The following is a 16,109-nucleotide window of genomic DNA, read 5'->3' as shown; positions in this document are numbered from 1 at the left end:
CAAAGTGGAGGAACTCCGGCCGCCGTGAAGCCACCGGGCCCGCGTACGACAAAGGCGCCCCACCGAATGGTGGGACGCCCATGCCTGCTCCGGAACCGTCAGATGGTCGCGGCGTCGATGACGAAGCGGTAGCGGACGTCGGACTTCAGCACCCGCTCGTAGGCGGCGTTGACGTCCTCGGCGCTGATCAGCTCGACCTCGGGGGCGATGCCGTGTTCGGCACAGAAGTCCAGCATCTCCTGGGTCTCGGCGATGCCGCCGATGTTGGATGCGGCGTAGGAGCGGCGCTGGTTCATCAGGGTGAAGACCGAGACCGGCAGCGGCTCGGGCGGGGCGCCGACACTGACCATCGTTCCGTCCAGGCGCAGCAGGGACAGGTACTGCTGCAGGTTCACCGGGGCGCTGACCGTGTTGATGATCAGGTCGAAGGTGTTGGCCAGCTTGTCGAAGGTGCTCTCATCACTGGTGGCGTAGTAGTCCTTCGCGCCGAAGCGCAGCCCGTCCGCCTGCTTGCTCAGGGTCTGGGACAGGACGGTGACCTCGGCGCCCATGGCGACGGCGATCTTGACCGCCATGTGACCGAGACCGCCCATGCCGACGACGGCGACCCGCTTGCCCGGACCGGCGTTCCAGTGGGCCAGCGGAGAGTAGGTGGTGATGCCGGCACAGAGCAGCGGCGCGGCCGCTTCGTAGGGGATGTTCTCCGGGACCCGGAGCACAAAGTCGTCATTGACGACGATGGAATCGGCGTAGCCACCCTGGGTGATGCTGCCGTCCACGTCCTTGCTGGCATACGTGCCGACGTTGCCGTTCAGGCAGTACTGCTCCATGCCGGCCTTGCAGTTCTCACACTCGCGGCAGGAGTTCACCAGGCAGCCCACGCCCACCCGGTCCCCGACCTGGTGCCCGGTGACCTCGGAGCCGACTTCGGCGACCGTGCCGACGATTTCGTGGCCGACCACCTGCGGATAGGCAATCGGGCCCCACTCGCCGCGGACCGTGTGGATGTCCGAGTGGCAGATGCCGGCGTAGGCAATGTCGATGCGGACGTCGTGCGGGCCGACGGCGCGGCGCTCGATGGTGGTGGGAACCAGCGGGTCGGTGGCGGAGGTAGCCGCGTAGGCGCGTGCAGTGCTCAAGGATTCTCCAGACTGTGGGGTGTCCGTGCCGGTGGGCACTTAAAAAGCCAAGTCCGCTTCGGGGGAGTTTATTTCCCCGAAGCGGACTTTTCTTCAGCCTAGCTTCAGCTGTTGCCAGCGGTGGGCGGGCCTCAGCGGACCGGGTGCCCGGCGTCGCGAATGGCCTGCTTGACCTCGGCGATGGCGCTGTCCGGGCCAAAGTGGAACACGCTGGCGGCCAGGACGGCGTCGGCCCCGGCGTCCACGGCCGGCGGGAAGTGCTCGGGCTTGCCGGCGCCGCCGGAGGCGATCAGTGGAACCTTCACCGCGGCGCGGACGGCGCGGATCATTTCCAGGTCGAAGCCCTCGCGGGTGCCGTCGGCGTCGATGGAGTTCAGCAGGATCTCCCCCACGCCGCGGTCCGCGGCTTCCTTCGCCCAGGCGACGGCGTCGATCCCGGTGCCGCGGCGGCCGCCGTGGGTGGTGACCTCGAAGCCCGACGCCGTGGCGCCCTCGGGCGCGCGGCGCGCGTCCACGGAGAGCACCAGCACCTGGGAGCCGAAGTGCCGGGTGATCTCATCGATAACGTCCGGCCGGGCGACGGCGGCGGTGTTGATGGACGCCTTGTCCGCGCCGAAGCGCAGCAGCCGGTCCACGTCCTCGATGGTCCGCACTCCCCCGCCCACGGTCAGCGGAATGAAGACCTCCTCGGCGGTGCGGGAGACGACGTCGAACGTGGTCTCCCGGTTGCCGGAGGTGGCGGTGACATCGAGGAAGGTCAGTTCGTCGGCGCCGGCGCGGTCATACCGGTGCGCGAGCTCCACCGGGTCGCCGGCGTCGCGCAGGCCCTCGAAGTTGATGCCCTTGACCACCCGGCCGTTGTCCACGTCCAGGCAGGGGATCACACGAATTGCAACGCTCATGGTTTTTCTCCTGTCGGTTTCTGTCCGGGGGCGGGTCAGATACGGCAGGCGTGGATGGAGCTGACCAGGATGGCGCGGGCACCCAGGTCGTACAGCTCGTCCATGATCCGGTTGGTTTCGCTGCGCTTGATCATCGAGCGCACGGCCACCCAGGCGTCGTCGCGCAGCGGGGAAACCGTGGGCGACTCCAGGCCCGGCGTCAGCGCCGCGGCCTGCTCCACCAGTTCGCGGCGGATGTCGTAGTCCATCATCACGTACTGGCGGGCGACCAGGACGCCGCGCAGCCGGCGGATGAGCACGTCCAGGCCCGGGTGCGGGTCGCCGCCGGTGCGGCCGATGAGCACGGCTTCGGACTTGAGGATCGGCTCGCCGAAGATTTCCATGCCGGCGGCGCGCAGGGTGGTGCCGGTTTCGACGACGTCGGCGATGGCGTCGGCGACGCCGAGGCGCACCGAGGATTCCACGGCGCCGTCGAGGCGGACGACGGAGGCGTTGATGCCGCGCTCGGCGAGGTAGGCGCGCAGCAGGCCGTCGTAGCTGGTGGCCAGGCGCTTGCCTTCAAGCTGCGCGACGTCGGCGAAGTCCCCCACCGGGCCGGCGAAGCGGAAGGTGGAGGCGCCGAAGCCCAGGCTCATCAGCTCCCGAGCTTCGACCTGGGCGTCGAGGAAGAGGTCACGGCCGGTGATGCCGACGTCGAGGGTGCCCGCGCCGACATAGACCGCAATGTCGCGGGGGCGCAGGAAGAAGAATTCGACGTCGTTGTCCGGGTCCACCATGACCAGCTCGCGGGTGTCGCGGCGCTGGCGGTAGCCCGCCTCGGAGAGCATCTCGGAGGCGGATTCGGAGAGTGAGCCCTTGTTGGGCACGGCTACACGGATCATGGGTCAGGCTTTCTGTTCGCTTGAGGGCTGGGAGGACAGGCTGCTGCCGGGCCACGCGCGGGGCGCGTGGCTACAGATGCTTGTAGACGTCCTCAAGCGTCAGGCCCTTGGCGATCATCAGGACCTGCAGGTGGTAGAAGAGCTGGGAGATTTCCTCGGCCGCGGCTTCGTCGGATTCGTATTCGGCCGCCATCCACACTTCGGCGGCTTCCTCGACGACCTTCTTGCCGATGCCGTGGACTCCCGAGTCCAGCTCGGCCACGGTCCGCGAACCGGCGGGCCGGCTCGCTGCTTTCTCGCTCAGCTCCGTGAAGAGGTCTTCGAAGGTTTTCACAGGTCAAGGGTACGCTGTGGCGCCGGTTGCGGCGGAATCGGGGTGGCGGGTGTGACGGATCGTCCTTCAGCAAACGAGCCCGGGCGGCGCCGCGACGGCCGAGTCAGGAGTTCCTCAAACCGCGACCGCAATCGGGGCGATTAATGTGACCGGGTACGACCCCCGCCCTCGATCATGGCGCGGGCCTGGGTATTCTGTGTTCGACTCATCCCGGCTTCCGACCGCCGGTCCTGCCACGGTTGCCAGCTGCCTCCAATCTTTATTGGTGCGCTCCACAATCAAGTCATGCTCGAACTCGGCCACCGCCGCGAGCACGTGAAAGACCAATCGCCCACCCGGCGTCGTCTTATCGATCCCCTGGACAACGCGCGCAGCCCAACACGCCACCGGTCTTCCCCCGCCGTCGTGCAGCCGGTCCTCGACGCTTTCGAACCGGTCCACGAGAAGCGGCGCATCGGATCGCTGCTAGGCGCCGTCACCGACAAATACGGGCCGTCCGCACTGGGCCTGGGTCTGGCCGGCATGCGCTCCCAGCAGCCCGACTGGACCATGACGCGGCGGATCGCCTCGCCCCGCTACACCACAGAATGGACGGAGCTGCCCGTCGTGAAAGCCGGCGAAGGGCAGTACCTGCCCGGGGAATGAGAAACGGGTACCCGCTACGCGGACGAATCCGGTCAACCGAGGCAAAACTTCCCCTCATCCGGACACTTCCGTCCGGTGCTCAGTCTCCCATCCCCGGGGGATCCAATGACGCAATTGGCCTTATCCCGCCGCGCCCGCAGGGCCGGTCCTCTCACTGCAGCTGCCACGGCGGCCGCGCTGATCTTCGCGCTCGCCGGCCCGGCTCAGGCATTCGCTCCGACGGCTGTTCCAGGCACACCGACGGGCGCCCAGTCCACGATCGGGCTGCTGGGAAACCGGCCCGGCGCGACCAGCCTGCCGGTGCCGGTCAACGACTCGGTGAACGCCGCTGTCGATGTCGGCACCGGCAACCTCTCCGTCACGGTCAACGCCCTGCCGCTGCCCGGGGTGAACGGGGGCACTGCACTGGGCATGGTCTACAACTCCCGGGCCACCGATGACGCCCAGGGCTTCGCCGGCCCACGCTGGACCCTGGCTTTGGCTTCCGCCGGGAAGCTCTCCACCACGTCCAAGGGCGTGCTGTTCACGTCCGGGGACGGCTACTCGGCCCTGTTCACTCCCGTGTCCGGATCCGACACGGCCTTCACACCTCCCAAGGGCGTGAAGGCGGACCTGGTGAAGACCTCCACCGGCTACACGCTCACCTCCCGGACCACCGCCGAGGTGCAGACCTTCGACGCCGACGGCAAGGCCGTGTCGATCGCGGACCGCAACGGCAACACGACCACGCTCACCTACAGCGGTGCCCGGCCCACCAAGGTCGTCGGCACCCGCGGTACCGCCGGCGCCAAGACCGTCGACCTGACCTACGGCTCGGCCTCGGGCCTGCTGGAGCGGATGAGCCAGTCCAGCTCCGGCGCCGCCCGCTACGCCGGATTCACCACCGACCCGTACGGTGAGAACACCATCGAGTTCCGCGACCCGGCCGGGAAGGTCACCAAGTTCGCCTACAGCGGCAGCCTGCTCACCCGCATCACCTCCCCGACCGGCTCCCAGGTGAACTTCACCTACGACAACCAGGGCCGGGTCACCAAGATCGACCGACCCAACACCAGCGCCGGCTCCCCCGGCAGCTCCATCACCCGGATGAGCTACCCCTCGGCGACCCAGACGCTGCTGGCCGGTCCGAACACCAACCAGTCCGCCGCAGTGAACACCGTCCCGAGAACCACCTACACCCTGGACGGCAACGCCCGGGTGACCAACGTCGTGGACGCTGCCGGACGCACCCGGTCCAAGACCTACACCGGGGACTTCGACACCCTCACCGCGACCCGCGGCACCGGCACGGACGCCTCAACCACGACCAACACCTACGGGTCCAATGCCGGGCAGTCGCTGACAGCCTCGGCCTCCTCCACCGGAGCCACCGGCAAAGCCGAGTACGGCAACACGGCAGCGAACACCAAATACCTGGCCACCTCAACCACCGACGACGCCGGGAACAAGAGCACCTACACCTTCAACGGCGCCGGCAACCAGCTCACCACCTCCGACGCGCTGGCCGCCCAAGCAGAGCTCACCTACAACGCCGACGGCACCGTCGCCACGGCCCTGGCCCCGGGCAACGGGTCCAACACCACCAAGTACACCTACAACGCGGACAAGCAGCTCACCCGCGTCACCCCGGTCACCGGCTCATCCCTGGGGGTCAAAGACTTCACCTACGACCAGTGGGGCCGGGTAAAGACAGCAGGCGACGGCAACGGCAACTCCGTCTCCTACACCTATGACGCGATGGGCAGGGTCACCGGAGAGGCCTACTACGACCGGAACGTCACCTACGCCTACGACGCGGACGGCCGGATGACCAAGCGGGTGGACCCCTCCGGGACCACCACCTTTGGCTACGACCAGCTCGGCCGGCTGACCTCCCGCGCCAACACCGCCGGCGGCGGGACCATCGCCTACGGCTACGACAATGCCTCCAACCTGGTCTCCACCACCGACAGCCGCGGCACCACCACCTACACCTTCGACGACGCCGGCGTCCCGACCGCGCTGAACTACCTGCACAACGGCGTGGTCAAAACCCTAGCCTTCGCCGTCGACAACAAGGGCCGGCGCACCGACTCCTGGATGCAGGCCAGCACCGACCGCACCGTCTGGGCGGCCCGGACCCACACCGACTACGACAAGGCCGGCAAGGTCACCCGCGTCACCGCCCACACCGGGCCGGGCAACAACGACAACACGCCCGTCATGGACCTCACGTACTGCTATGCAGCCGGAACCAGCGCCGGCAACTGCAGCACGACGGCGGCCAACGACCGCTCCAAGGTCCAGTGGGTCAAGGACAACCTCACCGGGGCGGTCAGCACGTACACCTACGACAAGGCGGGGCGGCTCACCAAGGCCGTCGTTACCGGCGGGCCATCGCCTGCCACGTACACCTACACCTACGACGCCCGCGGCAACCGGCTCACCGCCGGCGGCCCCGCAGGGACCCAGACGCTCACGGCCAATGCGGCGAACCAGATCTCCAGCAACGGGTACACCTTCGACGGCGCCGGGAACCTCACCAACGACCCGTCCGGGGCGTACTCCTACAACACGGCCCAGCAGATGACCCGGGCCACCATCGGTGACAAGTCCTACTCCTACACCTACGCCGGATCCTCCCAGGTTGAGGTGCTTTCCCAAACCACCCCGAACGGGAACTACCAGCTCACCTACGGCCGCACCGACGCCCAAGGCCTCCCCATCGTCGAGCAGCTCACCCGCATGGGGCAGACAGCCTACGTCGAGCACGACCCCGTCACCGGAGAGCCGCTGATGCTACGCACCAGCACCGGGATGCAGTCCCTGTACGTCTATGACGGGACCGGCAACCCAGCCGCCCTGCTTACCAGCGGAGAGTACGCCGCGTTCGTCTACAACTACGACCCCTACGGCAAACCCACCCTCACCGAAGACTCCGGCGGCCTCGGCGTCCCGCAAAACCCGTACACCTTCAAAATCGGGCTGCAGGACCGGGCCACCGGATGGGTAAAGTACGGCCAACGCTGGTACAACCCCGACACCGGACGATGGACCCAAATGGACACCCTCGATGCACCACTGGACCCCGCAAACGCCAACCGCTACGCCTACGCCGCCAACGACCCCATCAACAACTCCGACCCCCTCGGGCTGAGTGTCTGCACTGTCACAGTGGGCGGCATCACCCTCGTGGTGTCATCGGCTGTCGGCGTCCTCAATCCACCCGCTGGATTCCTGATCGGCGCTGGGGGACTGCTGGCGAGTGAAGTCGGTTGTGGCTTTGACCCAGAACCTCCTGTGAACCAGGTTGATCCCCCAGATGCCAACGGTTGCCAAGTGAGTCCTTCAAATGGCTCGCGCTGGTGTTTCTAGGAAGGATGCATGCCAATGCGTAAGAGAATTCAGAGGGGTCTATGGGGTGGCATAGCGGCTCTGTCCGCCATGTCTATGGGTTTTGGCATAATCCGTCTCGTAGACCGCGGCATCCCTACTGGGGTCGCAGTCAGCTTTCTCGTTGTCGGAGTTGGGCTGTTCGTCTTGTTCGTCCTCTGCAGGAGCAAATGGATGAGCAATGAAGAAGGCTGAACAACTCTGACACCGGCAGCGCTGCGGATGCACGACCGTTGGGGTTTCCGTGACGCTTGGCTGAGCACAAACAAGGGCCAGGTCGCCCGTATTCGGGCGACCTGGCCCTTGTTTGTGCCGGAATGACCGCACGAAATCCGGCTGCCGGGAGACCACGAGAGGCGTGACGGTGTCGTTGCACTGCTGTGTGCCTCTCCCGCGGATGCCCCCTCCCAGAACCCGTGGAGCTTGATTCCCCGGGAGCGGCGGTCCAGGGACCGCTCGAAGGCGGCGTCGGCGAGGCCCGGCGTGTCGGCGCCGCAGTCATGAATGCCCAAAGGCTCCAAGTCCAGCGGCAATGACTTCCCCGGCTCCAGCCGGCGCAGCCGAGCAGCAGCAGGGGCCACACGAGGCGGGCCAGGACTGTTCGACGGGCCGCCACGGCTACTTCTTGGTGGCCGTGGCGCTCGGGCTCGGCGAAGCGGACGGATCTGTATCGGCCGGGAAGGCGATCAGCCATTCCCCGTCGACGAGGACCAAGTCCTGCAGGTGGGCTGCGAGCTCATCGTCGTTGGCGACTTCCTTGCCGTCCCGGGTGATGGAAACCGCTTCCGCGGGGATCTGCGCAGCCTCGTCCTTGAACTCCACCTTGGCTTCGTCGATGGCGATGGCCAGCTTCTCCATCATGGAGTTCGACTCCAAGGAGAGCTTCCTCGCCTGGCTGACGTCCGACTCCTTCAAGGCCTCGCATTTCGGACGACCGGGTGCCGGGAATGCAGGCACCCAACACAGTCGCTTCCTACACTGTCATTAAGGACACCGCCGCCTAGGACGGCCGACCCCCGGGAACGCAGCGGGAGCTGCCGGCACGGTCCGCCGCTAGCCGTCCTCACCCTCCGAGAACAGGGCAATGAAGGGGGTCCCGCTGGCCTTCAGCTGGCCGAAGAGATCCGAGGCGACAGGCGTCGTCACTGCGGCGGAGGCATCCTCGTAGCTGTCGAAGTAGAGGTCAAGCGTCCGATGGGCAGGCGTGGGCGACCCGTCCTCCTTCGGCCAGACCTTGCCGGCCTCGTACCGACGCCGGCCGGCGGTTTCCGGCGGGCCGGGCCGGGTTTCGCTGATCGTAGGGCAGGCAGGCATCACGTGCCAGAGCGGGCCCGGCGGCTTCTTATACGGTTAAGGGGTACGCCGCCACGACCCGGCGCGGCAACGCAGGCGCCACGCCGCCGCGACACCACCCGTACAGCCACAACCGGCGCAGAGACAGAGGCACCACCCATGAGCACCAATCCGGACGTTCCCGGCCGCACCCTCACCGCGTGGGAAGACGGCACGGAGCTGGACTTCACCTTCGCCGACTGCATGAAATACCACGGACCGGGTTTCCCGGGCGGAGTCGCCCATGCCTTTGCCGCGCTCGGCCGGGCGCTGCCGGAGCTGGCCGCCCGCACCCCCGGCGGCCGTGTGGAGCGCCGCGGAATCCGCGTCCGCACCCCGTTCGGCGGGCCCGGCGCCCGGGACGCCTTCGAACTTGTGACCCGCGCGGTCACCGGAGACCGCTACACCGTGCTGCCCGAGCTGGCCCGGCCCGAGCGCGGCAGCACCCTGGCCCGCTACGTATTCGAGATCAGCGCGGGCGACGCCACCGTCACCTGCGTGCTGCGCGACGACGGCATCGTCACCGACGAATTCATCGCGCTGGGCGCCAAACCGGACAAGACCGTGGCGGAGCTCGCCCACCTGGAGGTCCTGAAGGCCGAAATGCGGGACCGGATCCTCGAGCGGAACCCGGCACAGGTGTACGACCTGGAGGGCTGAGCCTTTGCGCCGCCCGGGGCGCGGCGGGCGGCTCCCCGGTTCAGGGCCAGGTGCCCGCCGAGGAACCCCGATCCGGCCAGAACCACGTTTGCGCCCAGGCTGAGGAGGACACCGAGCCCATGGCGGTCCCGGGTGCGGGCGATGACCGAGCCGATGTTGGCGAAAACGGCGATGTCGGTGCCCAGCGCGTGCACCGCGCCGATGCGCCGCTGGTCCCCGGTCATGTCCGCCCAGTCTCCGGCGCCGGCGATGGCCGTCGGCACGGACGCAGCCAGCCCGGCGGCAACGAGCAGGGTGGCCCCGGACCGGGCGGCGGGCCCGCCCGCCAGGTCAAGGATGGTGGCGCTGAGCCAGCAGCCCGAGGTGAGGTCGGTGAGCGGCGGGTGGACCGAGTGGCCCAACACGCCGCTGTGGAACGGGCTCTGCCGAGCCCAGTCGAGGATGGGCCGGTAGAGCTTTTCCTGCGCAGCAGCGACTTTCTCGGCGGCCTGGCTCTTGCCCACGGCCCGCGCGAAACCCAGCGGCTGCGACACTTCCCTCACGGATCTGACGGTACGCCGCTGCGCGCAGGCTGGACAGGTCCTCCGCCAATATGCGCCGTCGCCGGCGCCATCACAGAGGGACGACGTCGGCTGGTCCATGGACTGACGTGTCACCTGCCCGGTGCCACCATTGAAATACGCGACCCGGACGGCGGATGGTGGCAGGCAGGGACGGCCGGACGAAGGGTGGTGAGCCGATGGCAGCTGCGCCAGGCCGTTCCCTGCCCGGATCCCGGCTGCTCGCCGTGGCGGTCCTCGCCTCCTTCGTGGCGTTCCTGGACGGCACCATCGTCACGGTGGCCCTGCCCGCGATCAGCTCGGCCCTGGGCGGCGGGCTGGCCACCCAGCAGTGGACCGTCAACGCGTACCTGCTCACGCTCGGTGCCCTGATTCTCCTCGCCGGCTCACTCTCGGACACGTTCGGACGGCTGCGGATCCTCCGCCTGGGCCTGCTCGGGTTCGGCGTCGCCTCGGTGGGCTGCGCGCTGGCATGGAACCCGGAGGCATTGATTGCCGCCCGGGCGGTGCAGGGGGCTGCGGGCGCCCTGTTGGTGCCGGGATCCCTGGCCCTGATGACCTCCGCCTACGAGGGACAGGCCCGCGCCCGCGCCATCGGGCGATGGACGGCGTGGACCGGCTCCGCCGCCATCATCGGCCCGCTGCTGGGCGGCGTCCTGGTGGATGCGGCGGGCTGGCGGTGGATCTTCGCCGTGAACGTGCTGCCGGTTGCCGCGACGCTCCTGTTGATGGCGCCCCTGCGCGACGGCGGCCGTCTCAGGACCACCGCCCTGGACCTTCCCGGCGCCGGACTGGCCGTCGTCGGGCTCGGGGCTACGGTGTACGGGCTGGTCGAACAGGGGCGGCTGGGCTGGAGCGCGGCGCCTGTCGCCGTTCCGCTGGTGCTCGGCGTCGCGGCTCTCGGTCTCTTCCTGGTTCGTGAAGCACGGGCACCCGAACCGATGATGCCGCTGTCGCTGTTCGGAGCGCTCAATTTCCGCGTCGGAAATCTGGTGACGGCGGCCGCCTACGCCGCGATTTCCCTGGGTTCCTTCGCCGTGACCGTCTTCGTGCAGGAAACCGCCGGGTTCACCGCCGTTCAGGCCGGGCTCATCTCCCTGCCGCTGCCGGCTGCGCTGCTGCTGCTCTCCGGCTGGTTCGGGTCCCTGGCCGGGCGGCACGGGCCGCGGGCGTTCATGAGCGCCGGGCCGGCCGTCGCCGGCGCCGGGTTCCTGCTGATGCTCACCGTGCAGCCTCCGGTGCGGTTCCTCACCGAGCTGCTGCCCGGACTGCTGCTGTTCGGCCTTGGCCTGGCGGCCCTGGTGGCTCCGCTGACGACGGCGGTGCTCGGGGCACTGCGTGAGGAGGAAGCCGGCATCGGATCGGCCGTCAACAACGCCGTCTCCCGGGTGGCGGGGCTGATCTCCGTGGCGTTGGTCGGCACGATCTCCGGCGGGGCGCTGGGCTATCCGGGCTTCCGGCAGGCGGCCCTGGCCACGGCCGTGCTCTTCTTAGCCGCCGGGTTCACCGCGCTGCTCGGGATCAGAAATCCGGAGCGGCAGGGGCCACCGCCCTGACCCGCCGCGCCCAGAGCAGCACCGGCAGCAGCGCCACGGAAAGGATGCCGCCGGCGAGGGCGAGCACGGCGTAGCCGGCCCCGGCCATGACCACCCCGGACAGTGAACCGCCGCCGGCCCCGGCGAGGGCCACCAGGACGTCGATGCGTCCCTGCACCCGGGGCCGGATCGACGGGTCGGTGAAGTCCACCACCAGGGCTGTACCGGCGATCAGGCCGAAGTTCCAGCCGACGCCCAGCAGAGCGAGGGCCAGGATCAGCAGGCCCAGGGACTCTGCCGGGGCCATCGCGGCCACCACCCCGGCGAGCAGCAGAGTCACGCCCGCTGCCGCCGCCATCGGGGTGCGGCCCACCCGGTCCACCAGCACCCCCGTCACCAGCGACGGCAGATACATGGCGCCGATGTGCACGGAGATGACCAGGCCGACGTCGGCCAGGCCGTGGCCGTGGGCGCGCATGTGCACCGGAGTCATGGTCATGATCGCCACCATCGCGATCTGGGTCAGCACCATCACCGCGGCGCCGACGTACACGCCGGTTCCCGGCCGCGGCGCGGTGCCGGAAGCCTCCCCGCCCCCCGAAACAGCCGTACCGGCGTCGGCCTCCAGCCGGCGGGCCAGCAGGAACGGATCGGGGCGCAGCAGCACCAGGAGAACGACGGCGGCGGCCAGGAACGCGGCGCCGGCCAGCAGGAAGGGCCCGGCCAGCGCAGGAAAGCCCAGCTCGGCGGCGACACCGCCCATGGGCATCACCAGGTTCGGCCCGGCGACGGCCCCGAGCGTGGTCGACACCATCGCCACGCTGATGGCCCGGCCCCGGCCGGACGGCGGGGCGAGATCCGTGCCCGCATAGCGCGCCTGCAGGTTTGTCGCCGTGCCGGCCCCGTAGAGGACCAGCGCCGCGAAGAGCAGCACGGGACTGTCGATCACGGCAGCAATGACCACGCCCAGGGCACCCGTTCCACCGGCGGCAAAGCCGGAGCCCAGCCCGATCCGCCGTCCCGCCCGCTGGGTGACCCCGCCGACCAGGTAGGCGGCCAGCGCGGAACCGAGGGTGATCAGCCCGGCGGGAAGGCCGGCGAGCGAGTCCGAGCCCAGCATCTCCTGGGCCAGCAGGGCGCCCACCGTCACGCCGGCCGCCAGCCCGGCGCCGCCCAGGACCTGGCTGAGGACCACCACGGCGAGAATCCGCCGCTGGACGCGGGCCGTTTCCGCACTATCGGCTGGTCCGATATTTCCTCGTGCCATGGGGCACCTTTCCGTGGCTGGTCCGGGGTGGGCTGTACCGGGCCGTACCGTCCCGGCCGGAGTCGGCGGCCTGTCGTCGGGGCCGCAGCCGCCCTCCCCACTGACAATAGCCACGGGAGGCGGTGATGTGCGCTGCCTGCAGCCGGCGCGGTGCGGGACGACGATGTCGCACCGGGCCGGCCGCGGGCAATTGGGTTTCGGACGTGCCGGTTTCAGCCTTCTCCCCGCGCTGGCCCGCCTTCCCGGGGTATACGCTTCCGCCATGACACGACGTCGGTCGGGTGCTGTGCTGTGGATCCTGTGCCTCGTTGCTTTCCCGGCCCAGCTGGCCGCCGCCCTCCAGTGGCCGCGGCCCTACTCCTGGCGTGCCAACACCATCAGCGACCTGGGTGTCACGGGCTGTGCAACGTTCGACGCCGGGACCCGGATGGAGCGGTACATCTGCTCGCCTGCGCACGTGCTGGCCAATGCAGGCACGGTCGCCAACGGCGCGCTTCTGGCCCTGGGAGCCGTCCTGTTGTGGTCGGCCTGGCGGCACCAACGGAGCGGTCGGGCGGCCATGGCGCTGCTCGCCGTGAGCGGGGTCCTGCTGATGCTGGTGGGGTTCTTTCCGTGGGACCAACAGCCCGAAGCGCACAACCTGGCCGCCCTCGCGCAGGCTCCGGTGCAGTGGGCCGGGATGGTCTTCCTGGTTTTTGCGCTCAGGGGAAGCTCCGCCGCACGCTGGGCGACGGCCTGGACCATCCTCTGCCTGGTCGTCTCTTTTGCGGGGCTGGTGCTGTTCATCGACGCGATCGGCGGCGGCCCTTCGGCTGCGGTCGGCGTGGGGGTCGCCGAACGGCTCTCCTTCGACACGCTGACCCTCTGGACGGCAGGGCTCGGGTTGTACCTCCTGCTCTCCCGGCCCCGCGGAACCGCCGCCTGACCGTTCTCCTGATTACGTATCCGACTGTCAGCCGGGTGCCGGAAAGGGCAAAGCGGCGCGGTGGCGGGTTTCGGCCCGAAGGCCCAGATAGGTGCCCGCAACGATCAACGCTGCGCCGAGGAAACCGAGCGGCGCCAGGGACTCCCGGCCCAGGGTGAGTCCGATAAGCACCGCCCAGATGGGTTCGGTTCCCATCAGCAGGCTGGCCCGGGCGGCGGAGGTCTGCTGGATCGCCCAGGTCTGGACCAGGAAGGCGAAGACGCTGCAGACCAGGCCGAGGTAGAGGACGGCGATCCACTCCCCCGGGTCGAAGTTCCGCACTGCCTGCAGCACGCCCCGATGGTCGGCCAGGGTATAGATGAGGGCACATACCGCACCCTGGATAAGGGTCAGGTTCAGGGCGCTGTAGCTGCGCCCCCGGGTCAGGCCGGAGACGGCGGTGACGTGGACGGCGCGGACCACCGCCGCTGCGAGGACAAGCAGGTCCCCGCGGCCGGGCGCGGCGAACCCATCGCCCGAGACCAGCAGGCAGACGCCCACCAGGGCGACGACGCCGGCGCCGAGTACCGCCCGCGGCAGCCGCACCCGAAAGGCGATGCTCTCGGCGACGGGGGTGAACACGATAACCAGGCTGATGATCAGCCCGGCGTTGGTGGCACTGGTGCCGGCAATGCCGTGGGTTTCCAGGAGAAGCACGCCCGCCTGGGTACAGCCCAGGACGATGCCGACCACGGTTTCGCGGCGTCCGGCCCGCCGTCGGGCCCGGAACAGCCAGATCACCGCCAGGGCGGCAGCGGTGATCAGAAAGCGCAGCGAGAGGATGACCGTGACGCCGACCGTATCGGTCAGGGACTTCGCCGCCAGGTAGCTGCTGCCCCAGGCCGCTGCGACCAGGAGCAGGAGGAGGTCGACCCGGCGTTCGGCCAGGAACGCACTGAGGGCTGGTGGCTGCAGCAGCGAGGGTCCCCGTTCAAGGGGAGGAAGTGGGAAAGGCACTCCTGAAGTGTGCGTGCTGCCCACCGGTAAGACGAGAGGGCAAAACTTGACCCGTTGGTTTAGTCTGCGCTTATGGATCTGCGTCAGTTGCAGCTGCTCAGGGAACTGGGTGAGCGGGGAAGCCTCGCCGCCGTAGCGCGGGCGTTGCATGTCTCGCCGTCGGCGGTGTCACAGCAGCTCGGTGCGCTGCAGCGCCGAATCGAGGTGCCGCTGACGGAGCGCAGGGGGCGGAACCTCGTCCTTACCGGCGCGGGGCAGGCCCTGGCGTCGGCTGCCGCGGACATCAGCATCGCGATGAGCTCGGCCGAGCAGGCCGTCAGCCGGTACGTGCAGGACCCCGCAGCGACGGTGAGCGTCGCCGGATTCAACAGTGCCGGCCTGACCTGGTTCGGCCCCTTGATCCGTGCATTGTCGGATGAGGGCAATCCGCGGGTGGTGTGCCACGACCGGGACGTCGCACAGGAGACCTTTCCGGCCCTGACCGCTGACTTCGACCTGGTCATAGCGCACCGCCTGGCGCACAGCGCACCGTGGCCGACGAGCATCAGGGCGACACCGCTGATCCGCGAACCTCTTGACGTTGCCATGTCGGAGCAGCACGTGCTGGCCGCCGAAGCCGAAGTGCGGGTCCGGGATCTTGTCGACGAGGAATGGGTTTCTGTGCAGGACGGGTTTCCGCTCATCCAGGCGCTGCAGGCCGTGGCGGTCCACGCCGGCCGGCCGCTCAACGTCACGCACCGCATCAACGAGTTCTTCATCGCCGGCACGCTTGTCGCCGCGGGCGCCGCCGTGGCGCTCATGCCCCGCTGCACGGCAGCACCCCAACCCGGCGCCGGACTGGTCCTCAAGCCGCTGAGCGACCTGCACCTGGTCCGGTGCGTCGATATTCTCTGCCGACCCGAAGCCCTGCACCGGGCGGCCGTCCAAAAGGTCATTGCCGCCCTCCGGGAGTGCTCGCCGCCCGACGCTTCCTGAGGCACCAGCCCAGATCCAGCCGCCTGGCCGGACATCGTTGAGATGCACCTGCTTAAAACGATTCCGGCAGTCCTCAGGCGCCGGCGCCGCGCAGGGCCGCCACGGTGTTGACCGCCGCGGCGAAGGCCTCGTAGCCCTTGTCCTCGCTGGACCCCTCGAGGCCGGCACGGTCCAGGGCCTGGTCCTCGGTGTCGCAGGTCAGCACGCCGAAGCCCACCGGCTTGCCGGTCCGGATGCTGACCTCGGTCAGTCCCGTGGTGGCTGCGGAACACACATAGTCGAAGTGCGGAGTCCCGCCGCGGATGACGACGCCGAGCGCCACCACCGCGTCAAAGTGCGGTGCCAGCCGGGAGGCGGCGACCGGCAGTTCGAAGCTGCCCGGCACCCGGACCAGCTCGATCTCCAGCCCGGCGTCCTCGGCGGCGCGCAGGGCGCCGTCGATCAGCCCGCCCATGACCTCTTCGTGCCAGGACGCGGCGACCACCGCCACCCGCAGGTGCAGGCCCTGGGCCTTGATCGAACTGACGTCGTTGGCCGGTGCTCCGTGCCCGCTCATGTGGTCTCCTCGTGTTGTGGGAATGTGCTG

At 69.1% G+C, this 16,109-nt stretch carries 16 protein-coding genes; 5 read left to right on the top strand and 11 right to left on the bottom strand.

Features of this window, described 5'->3' with window-relative positions:
• Positions 1-98 precede the first annotated feature (98 nt).
• From AC5RV6_RS08505 to AC5RV6_RS08485, 5 genes are all read right to left on the bottom strand, one after another.
• A complete protein-coding gene (locus tag AC5RV6_RS08505; protein ID WP_494006875.1) occupies positions 99-1,139 on the bottom strand; it encodes an NAD(P)-dependent alcohol dehydrogenase in 1,041 nt (346 codons plus the stop codon).
• Positions 1,140-1,270: 131 nt separating this feature from the next.
• A complete protein-coding gene (gene hisF / locus AC5RV6_RS08500) occupies positions 1,271-2,041 on the bottom strand; it encodes an imidazole glycerol phosphate synthase subunit HisF (protein ID WP_494006874.1) in 771 nt (256 codons plus the stop codon).
• Between the two features lie 35 nt (positions 2,042-2,076).
• Entirely contained in the window at positions 2,077-2,922 is an 846-nt protein-coding gene (gene hisG / locus AC5RV6_RS08495; RefSeq protein ID WP_494006873.1) for an ATP phosphoribosyltransferase, read from the bottom strand.
• Between the two features lie 70 nt (positions 2,923-2,992).
• The gene (locus AC5RV6_RS08490; RefSeq protein ID WP_494006872.1) at positions 2,993-3,256 is read right to left on the bottom strand and encodes a phosphoribosyl-ATP diphosphatase; all 264 of its coding nucleotides are present in this window, start codon (positions 3,254-3,256) and stop codon (positions 2,993-2,995) included.
• Between the two features lie 114 nt (positions 3,257-3,370).
• Positions 3,371-3,571 carry a hypothetical protein gene (locus AC5RV6_RS08485; protein WP_494006871.1) on the bottom strand — a complete coding sequence of 67 codons (201 nt, stop codon included), beginning with the start codon at positions 3,569-3,571 and terminating at the stop codon, positions 3,371-3,373.
• Between AC5RV6_RS08485 and AC5RV6_RS08480 the strand changes: the two genes are divergently transcribed.
• Both AC5RV6_RS08480 and AC5RV6_RS08475 read left to right on the top strand, forming a co-directional pair.
• A complete protein-coding gene (locus AC5RV6_RS08480) occupies positions 3,542-3,901 on the top strand; it encodes a DUF4113 domain-containing protein (RefSeq protein ID WP_494006870.1) in 360 nt (119 codons plus the stop codon). The two genes, AC5RV6_RS08485 and AC5RV6_RS08480, sit on opposite strands and share 30 nt — an antisense overlap.
• 114 nt (positions 3,902-4,015) lie before the next feature.
• Complete coding sequence (locus tag AC5RV6_RS08475; protein WP_494006869.1) at positions 4,016-7,255, top strand: RHS repeat-associated core domain-containing protein; 3,240 nt, start codon at positions 4,016-4,018, stop codon at positions 7,253-7,255.
• A 636-nt stretch (positions 7,256-7,891) separates the two neighbouring features.
• On the opposite strand, the gene AC5RV6_RS08470 is transcribed toward AC5RV6_RS08475, so the two are convergent.
• From AC5RV6_RS08470 to AC5RV6_RS08460, 3 genes are all read right to left on the bottom strand, one after another.
• Positions 7,892-8,149, bottom strand: a complete 258-nt coding sequence (locus AC5RV6_RS08470) for a hypothetical protein (RefSeq protein ID WP_494006868.1) — start codon at positions 8,147-8,149, stop codon at positions 7,892-7,894.
• 177 nt (positions 8,150-8,326) lie between these two features.
• Complete coding sequence (locus tag AC5RV6_RS08465; protein ID WP_494006867.1) at positions 8,327-8,587, bottom strand: hypothetical protein; 261 nt, start codon at positions 8,585-8,587, stop codon at positions 8,327-8,329.
• 473 nt (positions 8,588-9,060) lie between these two features.
• Positions 9,061-9,807: a DUF2231 domain-containing protein gene (locus tag AC5RV6_RS08460; RefSeq protein WP_494006866.1), complete on the bottom strand. Its 747-nt coding sequence runs from the start codon at positions 9,805-9,807 to the stop codon at positions 9,061-9,063.
• A gap of 197 nt (positions 9,808-10,004) precedes the next feature.
• Between AC5RV6_RS08460 and AC5RV6_RS08455 the strand changes: the two genes are divergently transcribed.
• Entirely contained in the window at positions 10,005-11,381 is a 1,377-nt protein-coding gene (locus tag AC5RV6_RS08455; RefSeq protein ID WP_494006865.1) for an MFS transporter, read from the top strand.
• On the opposite strand, the gene AC5RV6_RS08450 is transcribed toward AC5RV6_RS08455, so the two are convergent.
• Positions 11,347-12,627 (bottom strand): MFS transporter, encoded by a 1,281-nt coding sequence (locus tag AC5RV6_RS08450; protein ID WP_494006864.1) that lies wholly within the window; start codon positions 12,625-12,627, stop codon positions 11,347-11,349. The two genes, AC5RV6_RS08455 and AC5RV6_RS08450, sit on opposite strands and share 35 nt — an antisense overlap.
• 262 nt (positions 12,628-12,889) lie before the next feature.
• On the opposite strand from AC5RV6_RS08450, the gene AC5RV6_RS08445 reads away from it, so the two are divergent.
• Positions 12,890-13,552 (top strand): DUF998 domain-containing protein, encoded by a 663-nt coding sequence (locus AC5RV6_RS08445; RefSeq protein ID WP_494006863.1) that lies wholly within the window; start codon positions 12,890-12,892, stop codon positions 13,550-13,552.
• A gap of 27 nt (positions 13,553-13,579) precedes the next feature.
• Here the strand turns inward: AC5RV6_RS08445 and AC5RV6_RS08440 are convergent, their stop codons facing one another.
• A complete protein-coding gene (locus AC5RV6_RS08440) occupies positions 13,580-14,548 on the bottom strand; it encodes a DMT family transporter (protein WP_494006862.1) in 969 nt (322 codons plus the stop codon).
• A 72-nt stretch (positions 14,549-14,620) separates the two neighbouring features.
• Here AC5RV6_RS08440 and AC5RV6_RS08435 point away from each other — a divergent pair, with 72 nt between their 5' ends.
• On the top strand, positions 14,621-15,523 hold the full coding sequence (locus AC5RV6_RS08435; RefSeq protein WP_494006861.1) for a LysR family transcriptional regulator: 903 nt from the start codon (positions 14,621-14,623) through the stop codon (positions 15,521-15,523).
• Between the two features lie 73 nt (positions 15,524-15,596).
• On the opposite strand, the gene ribH is transcribed toward AC5RV6_RS08435, so the two are convergent.
• Positions 15,597-16,079 carry a 6,7-dimethyl-8-ribityllumazine synthase gene (ribH, locus tag AC5RV6_RS08430; protein WP_494006860.1) on the bottom strand — a complete coding sequence of 161 codons (483 nt, stop codon included), beginning with the start codon at positions 16,077-16,079 and terminating at the stop codon, positions 15,597-15,599.
• Positions 16,080-16,109: the final 30 nt, after the last annotated feature.

The organism is Arthrobacter saudimassiliensis, assembly GCF_059090665.1.
Note: the sequence above shows the minus strand (reverse complement) of the source record. Positions and strands in the feature narration are given on the sequence as shown.

Excerpts from the sequence above, each read along its gene's own strand:
- hisF (WP_494006874.1), bottom strand. The coding sequence starts at position 2,041 with ATGAGCGTTGCAATTCGTGTGATCCCCTGCCTGGACGTGGACAACGGC.
- hisG (WP_494006873.1), bottom strand. The coding sequence starts at position 2,922 with ATGATCCGTGTAGCCGTGCCCAACAAGGGCTCACTCTCCGAATCCGCC.
- AC5RV6_RS08480 (WP_494006870.1), top strand. The coding sequence starts at position 3,542 with ATGCTCGAACTCGGCCACCGCCGCGAGCACGTGAAAGACCAATCGCCC.
- AC5RV6_RS08465 (WP_494006867.1), bottom strand. The coding sequence starts at position 8,587 with ATGCCTGCCTGCCCTACGATCAGCGAAACCCGGCCCGGCCCGCCGGAA.
- AC5RV6_RS08455 (WP_494006865.1), top strand. The coding sequence starts at position 10,005 with ATGGCAGCTGCGCCAGGCCGTTCCCTGCCCGGATCCCGGCTGCTCGCC.
- AC5RV6_RS08450 (WP_494006864.1), bottom strand. The coding sequence starts at position 12,627 with ATGGCACGAGGAAATATCGGACCAGCCGATAGTGCGGAAACGGCCCGC.
- AC5RV6_RS08445 (WP_494006863.1), top strand. The coding sequence starts at position 12,890 with ATGACACGACGTCGGTCGGGTGCTGTGCTGTGGATCCTGTGCCTCGTT.
- AC5RV6_RS08435 (WP_494006861.1), top strand. The coding sequence starts at position 14,621 with ATGGATCTGCGTCAGTTGCAGCTGCTCAGGGAACTGGGTGAGCGGGGA.
- ribH (WP_494006860.1), bottom strand. The coding sequence starts at position 16,079 with ATGAGCGGGCACGGAGCACCGGCCAACGACGTCAGTTCGATCAAGGCC.